The organism is Promicromonospora citrea (assembly GCF_013004695.1).
Classification (GTDB): domain Bacteria; phylum Actinomycetota; class Actinomycetes; order Actinomycetales; family Cellulomonadaceae; genus Promicromonospora; species Promicromonospora citrea.
In genome coordinates this window covers 19,837-35,507 of record NZ_JABEMG010000038.1, presented here as the reverse complement: position 1 = coordinate 35,507, position 15,671 = coordinate 19,837, and the positions used below count along the sequence as shown (strand labels likewise).

Annotated in this window: 12 protein-coding genes; 11 read left to right on the top strand and 1 reads right to left on the bottom strand. The window is 71.1% G+C overall.

Annotation, left to right across the window (positions count from 1 at the left end; all coding sequences use genetic code 11):
- The first annotated feature begins 170 nt into the window (after positions 1–170).
- The 6 genes from HLB15_RS09830 to HLB15_RS09805 all read left to right on the top strand — a co-directional run bounded on the left by HLB15_RS09830 (position 171) and on the right by HLB15_RS09805 (position 7,812).
- The gene (locus HLB15_RS09830) at positions 171–1,793 is read left to right on the top strand and encodes an FAD-dependent oxidoreductase (RefSeq protein ID WP_171105112.1); all 1,623 of its coding nucleotides are present in this window, start codon (positions 171–173) and stop codon (positions 1,791–1,793) included.
- Between the two features lie 56 nt (positions 1,794–1,849).
- The gene (locus HLB15_RS09825) at positions 1,850–3,163 is read left to right on the top strand and encodes an ABC transporter substrate-binding protein (protein WP_171105111.1); all 1,314 of its coding nucleotides are present in this window, start codon (positions 1,850–1,852) and stop codon (positions 3,161–3,163) included.
- 3 nt (positions 3,164–3,166) lie between these two features.
- The gene (locus tag HLB15_RS09820; protein WP_229785323.1) at positions 3,167–4,054 is read left to right on the top strand and encodes a carbohydrate ABC transporter permease; all 888 of its coding nucleotides are present in this window, start codon (positions 3,167–3,169) and stop codon (positions 4,052–4,054) included.
- The gene (locus HLB15_RS09815; RefSeq protein WP_212759700.1) at positions 4,044–4,961 is read left to right on the top strand and encodes a carbohydrate ABC transporter permease; all 918 of its coding nucleotides are present in this window, start codon (positions 4,044–4,046) and stop codon (positions 4,959–4,961) included. Before HLB15_RS09820 ends, HLB15_RS09815 begins: the two co-directional genes overlap by 11 nt.
- Before the next feature lie 178 nt (positions 4,962–5,139).
- A complete protein-coding gene (locus tag HLB15_RS09810; protein WP_229785324.1) occupies positions 5,140–6,969 on the top strand; it encodes a BCCT family transporter in 1,830 nt (609 codons plus the stop codon).
- Between the two features lie 54 nt (positions 6,970–7,023).
- Positions 7,024–7,812, top strand: coding sequence for a GNAT family N-acetyltransferase (locus tag HLB15_RS09805; RefSeq protein WP_171105110.1), 789 nt, complete (start codon positions 7,024–7,026; stop codon positions 7,810–7,812).
- On the opposite strand, the gene HLB15_RS09800 is transcribed toward HLB15_RS09805, so the two are convergent.
- Positions 7,794–8,375 carry a GNAT family N-acetyltransferase gene (locus HLB15_RS09800; RefSeq protein ID WP_171105109.1) on the bottom strand — a complete coding sequence of 194 codons (582 nt, stop codon included), beginning with the start codon at positions 8,373–8,375 and terminating at the stop codon, positions 7,794–7,796. The genes HLB15_RS09805 and HLB15_RS09800 overlap by 19 nt on opposite strands.
- A 110-nt stretch (positions 8,376–8,485) precedes the next feature.
- Between HLB15_RS09800 and HLB15_RS09795 the strand changes: the two genes are divergently transcribed.
- The 5 genes from HLB15_RS09795 to HLB15_RS09775 all read left to right on the top strand — a co-directional run bounded on the left by HLB15_RS09795 (position 8,486) and on the right by HLB15_RS09775 (position 15,533).
- Positions 8,486–8,920: a cold-shock protein gene (locus HLB15_RS09795; RefSeq protein WP_171105108.1), complete on the top strand. Its 435-nt coding sequence runs from the start codon at positions 8,486–8,488 to the stop codon at positions 8,918–8,920.
- Between the two features lie 235 nt (positions 8,921–9,155).
- Positions 9,156–10,973 (top strand): ABC transporter substrate-binding protein, encoded by a 1,818-nt coding sequence (locus tag HLB15_RS09790; RefSeq protein WP_171105107.1) that lies wholly within the window; start codon positions 9,156–9,158, stop codon positions 10,971–10,973.
- A 193-nt stretch (positions 10,974–11,166) separates the two neighbouring features.
- A complete protein-coding gene (locus tag HLB15_RS09785; protein ID WP_171105106.1) occupies positions 11,167–12,687 on the top strand; it encodes an ABC transporter permease in 1,521 nt (506 codons plus the stop codon).
- A 27-nt stretch (positions 12,688–12,714) separates the two neighbouring features.
- Positions 12,715–13,713 (top strand): ABC transporter permease, encoded by a 999-nt coding sequence (locus HLB15_RS09780; RefSeq protein ID WP_171105105.1) that lies wholly within the window; start codon positions 12,715–12,717, stop codon positions 13,711–13,713.
- A 2-nt stretch (positions 13,714–13,715) separates the two neighbouring features.
- Positions 13,716–15,533 carry an ABC transporter ATP-binding protein gene (locus HLB15_RS09775; protein ID WP_171105104.1) on the top strand — a complete coding sequence of 606 codons (1,818 nt, stop codon included), beginning with the start codon at positions 13,716–13,718 and terminating at the stop codon, positions 15,531–15,533.
- Positions 15,534–15,671 lie beyond the last annotated feature (138 nt).

The following is a 15,671-nucleotide window of genomic DNA, read 5'->3' as shown; positions in this document are numbered from 1 at the left end:
CCCCGCCGCGAGCGCGACGCCCGGCGGCCGACCGCCGTGACCGAGGCGGAGCTGCACCAGGTGCTCGCGTGCCCGGACGTCGAGGGAGCCACCCTGGCGCCGCCGGGCCGAACCGCGCGCTGAGTGCCCCACCAGGACCAGAGACAGACCCCGACAGGACGGATCCCCGCGTGACTTCTCCCGACCTCCAGACCGACGTGCTCGTGGTGGGCGCAGGCCTCGGCGGCATCGCCGCGGCGCTGGCCGCCGCCGACCGCGGCGCCTTCGTCGTCCTCACCGAGGAGCACCCGTGGATCGGCGGGCAGCTCACCTCGCAGGCCGTGCCCCCGGACGAGCACCCGTGGGTCGAGCGGTTCGGCGTGACCGCCCGGTACCGCGCGCTGCGGGACGGGATCCGCGACGTCTACCGCCGCCGCTACCCCCTGACCGACGACGCCCGGCGGTGGGCCGAGCTCAACCCCGGCGCGGGCTGGGTGTCCAAGCTGTGCCACGAGCCACGCGTCGCCGTCGGGGTGCTCGAGGAGATGCTCGCCCCGTACCGCTCGACCGGCCGGGTGCGGCTCCTGGAGCGCGTGCGCCCCGTCGCCGCCACGACCGACGGCGACCGCGTCACCTCCGTGACGCTGCGGTCGGTGCTCGACGGCGACGAGGTCACCGTCGCCGCCGCCTACACGATCGACGCGACCGAGACGGGCGAGCTGCTGCCCCTGACGGGGACGGAGTACGTGACGGGGTTCGAGTCGCGGCACGACACCGGGGAGCCCAGCGCCCCCGAGCAGGCGCAGCCGGACAACGTGCAGGCGCTGAGCGTGTGCTTCGTCGTCGAGCACGTCGACGGGGACCACACGATCGACCGGCCCGCGCGGTACGACTTCTGGCGCGAGCACGCGCCGGCCGCGTGGGGCGGCGAGCAGCTCCTGTCCTGGACGGCGCCCAACCCGCGCACGCTCGCGCTGGAGAAGCGCTCGTTCACGCCCAACCCGGGCGACGACCCGCTCGCCGTCGACGCCGACCAGTCCAGGAACGCCGGCGACGGCAACCTCTGGCTGTTCCGCCGCATCGCGGCGCGCGACCTGCACGAGCCCGGCGCCTACGCGAGCGACCTGTGCCTCGTGAACTGGCCGAGCATCGACTACTTCCTCGACCACGTGCTCGACGTGCCCCGCGAGGTGGAGGAGGCCCGCGTCGCGGACGCGCGGCAGCTCAGCCTGTCGATGCTCTACTGGATGCAGACCGAGGCACCGCGGGCCGACGGTGGCACGGGCTTCCCCGGGCTGCGGCTGCGCCCCGACGTCACGGGCCACCCCGACGGGCTGGCCCAGGCCGCGTACCACCGCGAGTCCCGCCGCATCCGCGCCGTCACGACCGTCACGGAGAACGACGTCTCCTACGCCGTGCGCGGCGACGCCGGCGCGACACGGTACGACGACTCGGTCGGCGTCGGCATGTACCGGATCGACCTGCACCCCTCGACGGGCGGCGACACCTACATCGACGTGCCGTCCACGCCGTTCGAGATCCCGCTCGGCGCCCTGCTGCCGCAGCGCACCACCAACCTGCTCGCCGGCAACAAGAACATCGGGACCACCCACATCACGAACGGGTGCTACCGGCTGCACCCGGTCGAGTGGAACGTCGGCGAGGCGGCAGGCCACCTGGCGGCCTTCTGCCTCGCCACCGGCACCACGCCGCACGCCGTGCAGTCCGGTCCCGGGCTCCTGGCCGACTACCAGGCCGAGCTCGTCGCCGCGGGCGTCGAGCTCCGCTGGCCCGACGGCGTCCACCCGTACTGACGCCCGAGCGTCTTCCCGCACCCCCCACCGGTTCGTCTCAGTCCGAAGGAGAACTGATGTCTGCACACCCCACCCGGGCCCGCAGGACGGCGGCCGCCGTCGGCGCGCTCGGCACCGCACTGGCCCTGACGTCCTGCGCCGGCGGCTCGTCCGCCCCGGCCGGTGAGCCCGAGACGCCCGACGAGCCGGTCGAGCTGCGGATGACCGTCTGGACGGCGGACGAGGCCCAGCTCGAGCTCTTCCAGACCATCGCCGACGCGTACGTCGCCGAGAACCCGGAGCTCGTCGCGGGCGTCTCGTTCGAGACGATCCCGTTCGAGGACTACACCACCGCCCTGACCACCCAGCTCGCGGGCGGCAACGCGCCCGACCTCGCGTGGGTGTTCGAGAGCAACGCGCCCGAGTTCGTCGCGAGCGGCGCGCTGGTCGACCTGCGCCCCGTGCTCGAGGGCACCGACGGGTACGCGGCGGACGACCTCGTGCCCAGCGCCCTGTCGCTGTGGGAGGACGGCGACGGGCTCTACGCCTACCCGTTCTCCACCAGCCCGTTCGCGGTCTTCGTCAACACCGACCAGCTCGCCGCGGCAGGCCAGCCGAACCCGGCGGACCTGGTGGCCGACGGCGGGTGGACCTTCGACGCCGCCCGCGACATCGCGGCGGCCACCGCGCAGGACACGGGCAAGCAGGGCCTCGTGGTGCGCGACTTCGACTACCAGGCGTGGGAGAACCTGGCCACGGTCTGGTCCGGCTGGCAGGCCCAGCCGTGGAGCGCCGACGGCACGGAGTGCACCTTCACCGACCCGGCGATGGTCGACGCCCTCACCTGGTTCCACGACGCCGTGTTCACCGACGGCGCCCTCCCGGAGCCCGGCACCACGGCCGACTTCTTCGCGGGCGACGCCGCGATGACCATCACGCAGATCAGCCGCGCGTCGTCGCTCGACGACTCGTTCTCCTGGGACGTCGTGCCGCTGCCCGCCGGCCCGGCCGGGCAGCAGGACGTCGTGGGCCAGGCCGGCATCGGCGTCTTCGCGGCGGGCGAGCACCCCGACGTCGCCGCCGACTTCCTCGCGTACTTCACCAACCCGGAGAACGCCGCGCAGCTCGCCGCGTACTTCCCGCCGCCGCGCGCCTCGCTGCTCAACGGCGAGGACCTGGCCGCGGCCAACCCCCGGCTGTCGGCCGAGCAGCTCGAGGCCGTCGTCGTCGAGAGCGTGCAGGACGCCGTGACCAAGCCGGCCCACGCGAGCTTCGCCAAGCTCTCGGAGACGGTGCGCGCCGAGCTCGACGCGCTGTGGGTCGAGGACGCCGACGTCGAGGCCGTGCTGGCCGACACCTGCGCGGCGATCACGCCGCTCCTGGAGGACTGAGGCGTGGCGGCGTCGGCGGCGGTGCGCCGCGACCGGCTCGTCGGGTACACCATGGTCGCCCCCGTGGTGCTGGGCTCCCTCGCGTTCGTCGTGCTGCCGCTCGTCATGGTGGTCTGGTACTCGCTGCACGAGTGGAACGTGCTGGCGAACACCTTCACGTTCGTCGGCGCGGAGAACTACCAGCGCATGGCGGCGGACCCCGGGCTGGCGGACGCGCTCCGGGCGACCCTCTGGTTCTCGGTCGGGCTGGTCGTGGTGAACATCGCGCTGGCGCTGCTGCTCGCCGTCCTGCTCAACCAGCGGCTGCCCGGCACCACGACGTTCCGCACGTTCTTCTTCTCGCCGGTCGTCGTGTCCCTGGTCGCCTGGACCATCGTCTGGAGCTTCCTGCTCCAGGCCGACGGCGGCATCAACGGCTTCCTCTCCGTGCTCGGCGTGGAGGGGCCCAACTGGCTGCGGCGCCCCGACGCCGCCATGGCCGCCGTGATCATCGTGCAGGTCTTCAAGAACGTCGGCCTCAACATGATCCTGTTCCTCGCGGCGCTCCAGGGCGTGCCCGAGGAGCTGCAGGAGGCGGCCCGGCTGGACGGGGCCGGCGCGTGGCGCCGGTTCCGCTCCGTCACGCTGCCGCTCATCAGCCCGACCGTGCTGCTCGTGTCGATCATCACGATCGTCGGGTCGCTCGAGGTGTTCGCGCAGATCGACGTGCTCACCGGCGGCGGGCCCGGGAGCTCGACCACGGTGCTCGTCTACTACCTGTACCAGCAGGCGTTCCGGTTCAACGAGTTCGGCTACGCGAGCGCGCTGGCCGTGCTCCTGTTCGTCATCGTGCTCGTCCTGACGCTGCTCCAGTGGCAGTCACGCAAGAGGTGGGTCTTCCATGAGGTCTGAGATCATCACGGCTCCCGAGACGGAGGCGCCCGCCACCCCGGTCCTCGTCCCGCTGCCGCGGCGGCGGGCCCGCGCCCGGCGCGGCCTGACGCGGTGGCTGCTCGTGGTCGTGCTCGCCGTGCTCAGCCTGCCGTTCGTCTTCCCCACGTGGTGGATGGCGACCTCGAGCCTCAAGCCGATGAGCGAGATCCTGCGCCGTGTACCGACGCTGTGGCCCCAGGACCCGTCGTTCGACGCCTACGGGCGGGTGTTCACGCTGCAGCCGTTCGCGCAGCAGTACTGGAACTCCCTCTACATCGCGGTGGTCGTCACGCTCGGCACGATGCTCGTGGCGGCGATGGCGGGGTACGCGTTCGCGCGGATCCGCTTCCCCGGCGCGAACGCCCTGTTCGTCCTCGTCCTCGTCGGTCTGCTCGTGCCGGCGGAGGTGACGATCGTCCCGCTGTTCCGCATCGTCAACACGCTCGGGCTGGTCGACACCCACTGGCCCCTGATCGTCGTCCCGGTCCTCGGGGCGCCCGCCGTGCTGGCCGTCTTCATCATGCGGCAGTTCTTCCTCGGGCTGCCCACGGAGCTCGAGGAGGCCGGCCGGCTCGACGGGCTCGGCCGCTGGGGCGTGTTCTGGCGCATCGCCGTCCCCCTGTCCCGGTCCGCGCTCGGCGCCGTGGCGATCTTCACGTTCCTCAAGTCGTGGAACCTCTACCTCGAGCCCGTCGTGTACCTCTCGAGCAAGGAGAGCTTCACCCTCCCGCAGGCCCTCACGCAGTACGTCGACGCGTACGGCGGGCCCATGTGGAACGTGCAGCTGGCTGCGACGACGCTCACCGTGCTGCCCGTCCTCGCGGTCTTCCTCGTCGCCCAGAAGCAGTTCGTCCAGGGCCTCGCGCACAGCGGTCTCAAGGGCTGACGCGTGCGGGCCGGCCACCCGGCCCGCACGGTCGCGTGGCGGCCGCACGACCGGAGGTGAAAGATGGTGTGCTGTTAGCGTGGAGGGTCGTCTGGAGACCTTTTCATACGTGTAAGGAGATCTGGCCCTCCCGTGTGACCACCCGGCAGACCCGGGGCGGGAAAGGAGGGCCGTCGTGATGACTACCTCAGAGACCACCAAGACCCTCGTCAGCCGCGTGCAGCGTGCCGCGCACCGCGTCGAGCGAGCAGCGCGCGGGCCCCAGGACCAGCGCGTCGGTACCGACCGCGTCGTCTTCGGCGTCGCGGGCCTCATCGCCCTGGCCTTCATCGTGTGGGGCTTCGTCAGCTCCGAGACCCTCGGCGCGGTGGCCGACTCCGCCCTCACCGGCGTCCTGGGCAACTTCGGCTGGCTGTTCGTCATCGCCGCCACCATCTTCGCCGTCTTCGTGATCGTCGTGGCGCTCGGCCGCTTCGGCAAGATCCCCCTCGGGCAGGACGGCGAGAAGCCGCAGTACTCCACCCCCTCCTGGATCGCGATGATGTTCGCGACCGGCATGGGCATCGGCCTCATGTTCTACGGCGTCGGCGAGCCCCTCTACTTCTACATGGCGCCGCCGCCCGGCACCGTCGAGGGCTCGACGCCCGCCGCCGCGTCCACCGCCATGGGCCAGACGCTGTTCCACTGGACCATCTACCCGTGGGCGATGTACGCCATCGTGGGCCTCGGCATGGCCTACGGCACCTACCGCCTCGGGCGCTCGCAGCTCTTCAGCTCGATGTTCACGTCGCTGTTCGGCCGCAAGGCGGTCAACGGCACCGGCGGGCGCGTCATCAACATCCTCGCGATCCTCGCGACCCTCTTCGGCTCCGCCTGCTCCCTGGGCCTCGGCGCCCTGCAGATCGGCGGCGGCATCCAGCACTCCGGCATCATGGAGTCGGTCGGCACGGTCACGCTCGTCCTCATCATCGCCGTCCTGACCTGCCTGTTCGTGCTGTCTGCCGTGTCGGGCATCGAGCGCGGCATCCAGTGGCTGTCCAACGCCAACATGTGGCTGGCGCTGCTGCTCGCGGTCATCGTCTTCGTCGGCGGGCCCACGCTGTTCATCCTCAACGTGCTCCCCGCCTCGATCGGCGCCTTCGTCGGCGACCTGCCCGACATGGCCTCGCGCACCGCGGCGTCCGGCGACCAGAGCCTGTCCGACTGGATGGGGTCCTGGACCATCTTCTACTGGGCCTGGTGGGTGTCGTGGACGCCGTTCGTCGGCCCGTTCATCGCCCGCATCTCGCGCGGCCGCACCGTGCGCCAGTTCGTCACCGGCGTGCTGCTCGTCCCGTCGGTCGTCTCGACCGTCTGGTTCGCGATCTTCGGCGGCGGCGCCATCGGCCTGCAGGAGCGCGCCGAGCAGGCGCAGGCCACCGGCGCGGCGCTCGCGGCGATCGGTGAGGGCGGGGCCGACATCAACTTCGACCTCATCTTCTTCCAGACCCTCGGCGCGCTGCCCGTGCCGGGCTGGGTCGGGCTCGCGCTCATGGTGCTGGCGGTCGTGCTCGTCGCGATCTTCTTCGTCACGGGCGCCGACTCCGCCTCGATCATCATGGGCGGGCTGTCCGAGAACGGCGCGGAGGAGCCGAGCAAGAAGGCCGTGATCTTCTGGGGCGTGAGCACCGGCGCGGTCGCGGCGGCGATGCTGCTCGCCGGCGGCGACGACCCGGCCAGCGCCCTCAACGGTCTGAAGAACATCACGATCGTCTCGGCGCTGCCGTTCGTCGTGGTCATGCTCGTGCTGTGCGTCGCGCTGTGGAAGGACCTGTCCAACGACCCGCTCGTGCTCAAGCGCGCGCTGGCGGTGCAGGTGCTGTCCGAGACGGTCGAGACCGGTGTCGAGAAGCACGACGGCGAGCCGTTCGAGCTCGCGACGTCGGCGGCGACGCCCGACGACGGCGGGGACGGCAGCCCGGTCGACGGGGTCCCGGCCGGCGACGGTCCCGCCGTCGCGAAGGGCTGAGCCGCCGCCGATATTCCGTTGCCGGGCCTCGGCCCGGCACGGGATCGTCGGCCCATGACCGACACCTCCCGCCTGCTGCAGGCCTACGACGAGCAGCTGCGCACCGACGCCGAGACGCCGAGCGCCGTGGCGGTCACCCCGTGGGGGCCGCTGCGCCTGGTCACCTTCCTCGGCGGGCGGGGGTTCGTCACCTACCGCGATCTCGGCGGGGCCGACGAGGCCGGGGTGCGCTCGCTCGTCGATGCCGCCGTCGCGCACTACCGGGCCGACGGCGGCATCACGCGCGTCGAGTGGAAGACGCGCGGTCACGACCGGGCGCCCGGGCTGCACGACGCGCTCGTCGAGCACGGGTTCGTGCCGGAGGAGCAGGAGTCGATCATGATCGGCGAGGCCGCGGCCCTGGCGGTCGACGTGCCCCTGCCCGACGGCGTCACCCTGCGCCCGGTCACGGCCGAGGCCGACGTCCGCGCGATGTGCGCGATGCAGGACGAGGTGTTCGGCGCCCCGCCGTCGGACGAGACGGCGAACGCCGTGCTGCGCCGGCAGGCGCTGGACGACGGCATGGAGCTCTGGGTCGCCGAGGCCGCGGGCGAGATCGTGTCGGCCGGGCGGCTCGAGCCCGTCCCGGGCACCGACTTCGCGGGGATCTGGGGCGGGTGCACGCGGCAGGAGTGGCGCGGCCGCGGCATCTACCGGGCCCTCACCTCCGCGCGGGCCCGCTCGGCGCTGGCGCGCGGCAAGACCCTCGTCCACAGCGACTCGACCGCGTACTCGCGCCCGATCCTCGAGCGGTACGGGTTCGCGCGCGTCTCCACGACCACGCCCTACGTCTGGACGCGCTGACCGTCCTGGCCGCTCGGCGCCGGCGTGACACGCCGGTGGCCCATGAGGTTCGCCGGCTCCGCGACGCCCGGGTAGCGGAAGCCGGGCACGAGGTCGACGAAGCCCAGCCGCCGGTAGAGCACCTTGGCGCGGTCGGCGGGGTCGGCGGTCGTGGACAGCAGCGTGTGCCGGTGCGGCAGCCGCTCCAGCAGCGCACGCAGCAGGGCTGTCCCGTGCCCGCGGCCCTGGTGCTCCGGCAGCACCTCCAGCTCGTTGAGCTCGAACGCGTCGTGCGTCCAGCTCGCGTGGCCCGCCTCGGCGAGGGCGGGGCCGACCAGCCGGGGCCACCAGTGGTCCGGCTGGTAGTCGAAGCCGTAGACGAAGCCGACAACCGTCTCGCCCTCGAAGGCGGCGAGGGTCACGGCGCCGTCGTAGAGGGGCAGGTAGGCGAGCCGCGTGTCGCGGAAGTGGTCGCGCCGTGCGGCGGAGCACCCGAACGCGCGCTGGTAGACGTCGGCCAGCTCGTCCGCACGCCGCAGCACCTCGGCGGTGTCCAGGGCGCGGACCGTCGCGCGGGCTGTCATACCGGCACCGTAACGCCCGTGGGCGAACGGTGGCGCGCCCGAGGGCGAGAAGTTGGACACTCGTCCTACACTCGATTCCGCAGGGACACCGACGAGGCGGAGTGTGTGTCGTGGTTCAAGGCAAGGTCATCAGGTTCGACGAGGTGCGCGGGTACGGGTTCGTGGCTCCGGACACGGGGGGTGACGACGTGTTCATCCACGTCAACGACCTCGAGTTCGACAAGCGGCACCTCGCGGTCGGGGCGGTCGTCGACTTCACCGTGGAGGACGGCGACCGAGGCCTGAAGGCCTCCACCGTCACGCTCGTGACACCCGCGCCGGTGCTCGCCGGGGTCGGCGCGAGCCCGGCGCCCGTCGGCGTTCCCGCCTTCCTCCCGCCCCTGCCCGACGCCGCCTCGCGCGCGGGGGAGACCCCGACCGAGCGGGAGCTCGTCGCCGAGGTGACCGAGGTGCTGCTCGCCGGCGTGCCCTCGCTCACGGCGGAGCAGGTGCTGGCGACGCGCGGCGTCCTCGTCGCGGTGGCGCGGTCCCACGGCTGGGTCTGAGCTTTCACCCGAGGTGTTAACGGGCGGTTTCGGTATGTCTTGCGCGGCGACGGTGCCGCTACGGGGCGATATCAGGTCGGTAACGATCAGATCCACCCGACGGCGAACTTGGGCAAATCCTCCCAACGCGTGAGTAGCGTGAGCGGAAACCATGACGGTGACGGACGTCTCACCCGGTCGCGCGCTGCGGCGCGGCGCCGGCTGTCCGGCACCGGCATTCCCCTGAGGAGGAACATTGAAGATCAGGCGACTGAGCGCCGCCGTCGCAGTGGCCGCCAGTGGCGCGCTGCTGCTCTCGGCGTGCACCAGCCCGGCGGGCAACGACGAGCCGGCCGAGGGTGAGAGCACGGCCGCCTCGGCGGCGGCCGACGGCCCCTGCAAGGCGGACATCGGCGACGTCACCACGGCCGACGGCGAGATCAAGGTCTCCAACGAGGACGAGTTCCTCGGCTACAACTCGAACACGCCGGAGACGTACTCCACGTACAACACCGCGGTCACCGACCGGCTGTTCAGCGGCTTCTGGTACTGGGGCGTCGACGGCACGGTGTGCCCGGACGAGGCCTACGGCACCTACGAGGCCGTGTCCGAGGACCCGCTGCAGGTCGAGTACACCCTCAACGACGAGGCCGCGTGGTCGGACGGCACGCCCGTCACCTACGCGGACTACCTGCTCGACTGGGCCGCCCAGGCCGTCACCGAGGACGGCAAGGTCACGGACGACGCGAGCGAGACCCCGCTGTTCAACCACATCTCCGGCCTGACCCTGGGTGACTACGTGCCCGAGGGCCCGCAGGCGGACTCGCCGGACGCCAAGTCGTTCACCTACGACTACGAGCGCGTCAACGCCGACTGGCGGATCCTCATCAACTCGCCGTTCCCGGCCCACGTCGTGGCCGAGCAGGCCGGCGTCTCCACCGAGGAGCTCGTCACCGCGATCCAGGACCTCGACATGGACGTCCTGAAGAAGGCCGCGGAGTTCTGGAACGAGGGCTGGCTGTCGCAGCCGGGCGAGGTCCCCGACCCCGCGCTGGCGCCCGTCACGGGCCAGTACGACTTCAAGGCCGACGGCTGGGAGGCCGGCCAGTACATCACCCTCGAGGCGAACGACAAGTACTGGGGCACGCCCGCCGCGACCAAGGAGCTGACGTTCCGCGTGGTCGGCGCCGACGCGCAGATCCAGGCGCTCGCCAACGGTGACCTCGACGCGATCAACCCGAACGGCCCGACGGTCGACACGGTGCAGCAGCTCGAGCAGCTCGGCGACGCGGTGAAGGTCGAGACGGGTCAGACCCTGACCTGGGAGCACCTCGACTTCAACTTCGGCTCCGGCGTCTTCGCCGACAGCCTGGAGGCGCGCGAGGCGTTCGCGTACTGCGTGCCCCGCCAGAAGATCGTGGACGACCTGATCAAGCCGATCGACCCCGAGGCCGTCGTCATGAACGCCCGCGAGGTCTTCCCCTTCCAGACGGAGGACTACGAGGCCACCGTGTCCGAGGCCTACGACGGCCGGTACGACGAGGTCGACCTCGACGCCGCCAAGGAGAAGTTCGAGGCCGCGGGCCTCGAGGAGGGCACGACGATCCGGATCGGCTACGCCGCCCCGAACCCGCGCCGCGCGGCCGAGGTCGAGGCCATCAAGGCCTCGTGCGACCAGGTCGGCTTCGACATCCAGGACTCGGCGGCCGAGGACTTCTTCGACAAGGACCTGCCGAACGGTGACTACGAGGTCGCGCTCTTCGCGTGGCAGGGCTCCGGCCAGATCACCTCGGGCGAGAACATCTACTCGTCCACCGGTCAGCAGAACTACGGCAAGTACTCCGACGAGACCGTGGACGAGGCATGGAAGACGCTCTCCTCGACCACGGACGAGGCGGTCCACGCCGAGCAGCGCGTGGTCATCGAGAAGCAGCTGTGGGACACCCTCTTCGGTATCCCGCTGTTCGCCCACCCGGGCGTGATCGCCAGCAGCTCCAGCGTGTCGAACGTGCGTGCCACCGCCGCCCAGGGCGGCGTGGTGTGGAACGCCGAGCAGTGGTCCCGCGCCTCCTGACGCGCGGCTGACGCAGTACCTGCGGGGAAGGGAGCAGCTGTTCCCTTCCCCGCAGGGCTGTCCGGCACCGGCCGGATAATTTCCTGACCTGACCAGGGTCGATGGTGGCGCATTTCATCCTGTGCCCTACAGTGACCCACTGATCGCTTTCCTCAGCAGACGCCGTGCTGCGTCCGCCTCGAAGGGGCAACCCGTGCTCAAGTTCATCCTCCGGCGCATCGGCGTCTCGGCGCTCGTCCTGCTCGGTGCGTCGTTCCTCATGTACATGCTGGTCATCAACTCCGGTGACCCGCTCAAGGACCTGCGCGAGTCGAACGCGCAGAACCGTGAGCAGCTCATGGCCCAGCGGGCCGAGCTCCTGCGGCTCGACGACAGCCCGCTCGAGCGCTACTGGGACTGGCTCTCCGGCGTGCTCGGTTGCTTCACCGGCAACTGCGACCTGGGCGTGACGATCAACGGCGTCCAGGTCCTCGGCCTGACGCAGCAGGCCGCGGCATCGTCGCTGCGGCTCATCACCCTGGCCACGCTGCTCGCCATCGTGGTCGGCGTGGCGCTCGGCATCCTCACCGCCATCCGCCAGTACTCGGGCTTCGACTACACCATCACGTTCAGCGCCTTCCTCTTCTTCTCGCTGCCGGTGTTCTGGGCCGCGACGCTGCTCAAGGAGTACGCCGCCATCCAGTACAACAACTGGATCGCGGTGGGCCAGTACGCGCCCTGGACCATCGTCATCGCGGCGGCCGTCGTCGGCTTCGTGCTGCAGGCGGTCCTGGGCGGCTCGACGCGCCGGCGCCTGGTCACGGCGGGCTCGGCCTTCGCCTTCGTCGCCGTCGTGATGTTCGTCTTCAACGCGCTCAACTGGTGGCGCGAGCCCACCTTCGGCCTCGCGGGCGTGCTCGTGGTGTCCGGCGCCGCGGGCGTGCTGGTCACCGCGCTGGTCACGGGCCTGCGCAACCGGCGCGTCCTGTACGCGGCGCTCACCACCACCGTCGTCGGTGTCGTCGCCTACCTCGCCTTCGCGCCGCTCCTGGTCAACCAGCCGTCCTGGCTGCTCCTCGCCGGGCTGTTCGTGCTCACCCTGCTCGTCTCGGCCGGCATCGGCGCCGCCTGGGGCGGGTTCTCCCGCCGGCAGGCCGTGCTCGTCACCCTGGTCACGGGCGTCATCACGAGCCTCCTGGTGGTCGGGGACATCCTCATCGCCAACTGGGCGAGCTTCCTGGGCCTCAAGTCGCGGCCGATCTCGACGATCGGCTCGCAGACGCCGAACTTCACGGGCGACTTCTGGGAGCGGGTGCTCGACATGGGCACGCAGATCATCCTGCCGACCGTCCTGCTCACGCTGGTCTCGGTGGCCACCCACTCGCGCTACACCCGCTCGTCGATGCTGGAGACGCTCAACCAGGACTACGTGCGCACGGCCCGCTCGAAGGGCCTGTCCGAGCGCGAGGTCATCGTCAAGCACGCGTTCCGCAACGCCCTGATCCCCATCACGACGATCGTCGCGTTCGACTTCGCCGCGCTCATCGGCGGCGCGGTCATCACGGAGCAGGTGTTCGGCTGGAAGGGCATGGGCGCGCTGTTCCAGGACGGCCTCAACGCGGTCGACCCGGCGCCGGTCATGGCGTTCTTCCTCGTCACCGGTGTCGCCGCCGTGCTGATGAACCTTGTGGCAGACCTCGCGTACGCGGCCCTCGACCCCCGGATCCGGCGCTGAGCGCGGGCGACGGCAGGAGACACAGACATGAGTGACATCAGGAACAGCAACCCGGACGGCGAGGACTACGAGCCGCAGATCGGCCCCGCGAGCACCGACGCCGTCGGTCTCGCGGCCGGTGGCTCGGCCGCGCCGCTGCCCGGCGAGGACAAGTCCTACAGCCAGGGCCAGCTCGTGGCACGCCGGTTCTTCCGGCACCGCGGCGCCATCACGTCGATGATCGTGCTGGGCGTGATCATCGTCGTCGCGTTCACGTCCATCGGCATCGGCCCGATCCCGGGCTGGTGGCCCAAGGACTACACGCTCCAGTACGACAAGATCGGCGACGGCGCGCCCACGTGGGAGTACCCGTTCGGCCAGGACACCGGCGGCAAGGACTACTTCTCGCTGGTGATGCGCGGCACGCAGTTCTCGCTCATCATCGCGTTCGCCGTCGGCATCATCTCGACCGTCGTCGGCACGCTCATCGGGGCGCTGGCCGGGTTCTACCGCGGCTGGATCGAGGCGATCCTCATGCGGATCACCGACGTGTTCATCATCATCCCGCTGCTGGCGGTCGCCGCGGTCCTCGGCCGCATGGCGGGCGACTCCGGCATCTGGGGCCTCGCCCTGGTGCTCGGCCTGGTGACATGGACCAGCCTGGCCCGCCTCGTGCGCGGCGAGGTGCTGTCCCTGCGCGAGCGTGACTTCGTGCTCGCGGCGCAGGCGGTCGGTACCGGCGCGTGGCGCATCATCACCAAGCACGTGCTGCCCAGCGCCGTCGGCGTGATCATCGTGTCCGCCACGCTCTCCATCTCGAGCGCGATCCTGCTCGAGACGTCGCTGAGCTACCTCGGCTTCGGCGTGCAGCCGCCCGATACCTCGCTCGGCACGCTCATCTCGGAGTACCAGGCGGCGTTCACCACGCGGCCGTGGCTGTTCTGGTGGCCCGGCATCATGATCCTGACCATCGCCCTGTGCGTGAACTTCATCGGCGACGGCCTGCGTGACGCCTTCGACCCCCGCCAGAACCGGACCAAGGACTGAGGATGACCACTCTCGACATCAGCACGCCCGGTCCGGCTTCCGCGACCGGCGACGCGGTCCTCTCCTTCGAGGGCCTCGACGTCACCTTCAAGACCGAGTTCGGCGACGTGCACGCGGTCAAGGGCATCGACCTCGAGGTCCGCCCCGGTGAGGTCGTCGCGCTCGTGGGCGAGTCCGGCTCCGGCAAGTCGGTCACGTCGATGACCGCGCTGGGCCTGCTGCCGCGCAACGCGCGGATCAACGGCACCGTGCGCGTCGGCGACAAGACGGTGAACGCCCTCGACGGCAAGGCGCTGCGCGACATGCGAGGCAACGACGTCGCCATGGTGTTCCAGGAGCCGATGACGGCGCTCAACCCGGTGCTCACCATCGGCGACCAGCTCACCGAGGGCCTCCAGCTGCACGGCATCGCCTTCGGCAAGCAGGCCACGGCGCGCGCCGCCGAGCTCCTCGCCATGGTGGGCATCCCCGAGCCGGAGCGCCGGCTCAAGCAGTACCCGCACGAGCTCTCGGGCGGTCAGCGGCAGCGCGTCGTCATCGCCATGGCCATCGCGTGCGACCCCAAGGTGATCATCGCGGACGAGCCGACGACGGCGCTCGACGTCACCGTGCAGGCCGAGATCCTCGACCTGCTGCGCTCGCTCAAGGACAAGCTGAACACCGGCATCCTGCTCATCACCCACAACATGGGCGTCGTGGCGGACATGGCCGACCGCGTCGCCGTCATGCTCAAGGGCGACCTCGTCGAGACGGGCACGGCGGACCAGGTGCTCAACCACCCCCGCCACGAGTACACCAAGCGCCTGCTCGCCGCCGTGCCGCACCTGGGTGCGGGCCCCGGCCAGTTCGGCGACGTGGCTGCCGTGACGGCGGCCCCGGAGGACCTGCCGGCCCTCGACCTGCGCAACCTCGTCATCGAGTACCGCCGCGTCGGCAAGCCGACGTTCCGCGCGTGCGACGACATCACGCTGTCGGTGGCGCAGGGCGAGATCGTCGGTCTCGTGGGGGAGTCGGGCTCCGGCAAGTCGACCATCGCGAAGTGCGCGCTGGGTCTCATCCCCGCCGCGTCCGGCTCGGTGTCGCTGCTCGGCAACGACTTCAGGAAGATGCGCGGCAAGGAGCTCAAGGCCATGCGCCGGCGCATCGGCGTGGTCTTCCAGGACCCGGCGTCCTCGCTCAACCCGCGCCTGCCGATCGGTGACGTCATCGCCGAGCCGCTCGTGGTGCACAAGGAAGGCGACGACAAGTCCCGCCGCCGCCGCGTGCTCGAGCTGCTCGACGCCGTCGAGCTGCCGCGCAGCGTCTACAACCGCTACCCGCACGAGCTCTCGGGCGGCCAGCGGCAGCGGGTCAGCATCGCCCGCGCCCTCACGCTCGACCCCGAGCTGCTGGTGGCGGACGAGCCGACGTCGGCCCTCGACGTGTCGGTGCAGGCCAACGTGCTGAAGATGTTCACGGCGCTGCAGGAGCGGTACAAGTTCGCGTGCCTGTTCGTGAGCCACGACCTCGCGGTGATCGACCTGCTCGCCCACCGCGTGGTGGTGCTGCAGAACGGCCGCATCGTGGAGCAGGGCCCGCGCGAGGAGGTGCTGCACCACCCCCGCGAGGAGTACACGCAGCGGCTCATCGCCGCGGCGCCCGTGCCGGAGCCCCTGGAGCAGCGCCGACGTCGCGAGGCCCGGCACGCCCTGCTGGCCCAGCTCGGCGACGACGTCACCGAGCTGCACGTCGAGGACGACTACGAGCGACCGCAGCCGCGCCAGGACGAGGGCGGCAACGCCTCGGGCCTCGGCGGCTTCATGACCGACGCCGGCAACTAACCCCGCCGCCGAGGTAGTCACGTGGCGAGGCAGTCACCTGGCGAGGTAGTCATGGGGCGAGGTAGTCACCTGGCGCGCGCCGGGTGACTACTTCGCTACGTGACTACCTCGCCAAGTGACTACCTCGGCGGGGCGGGG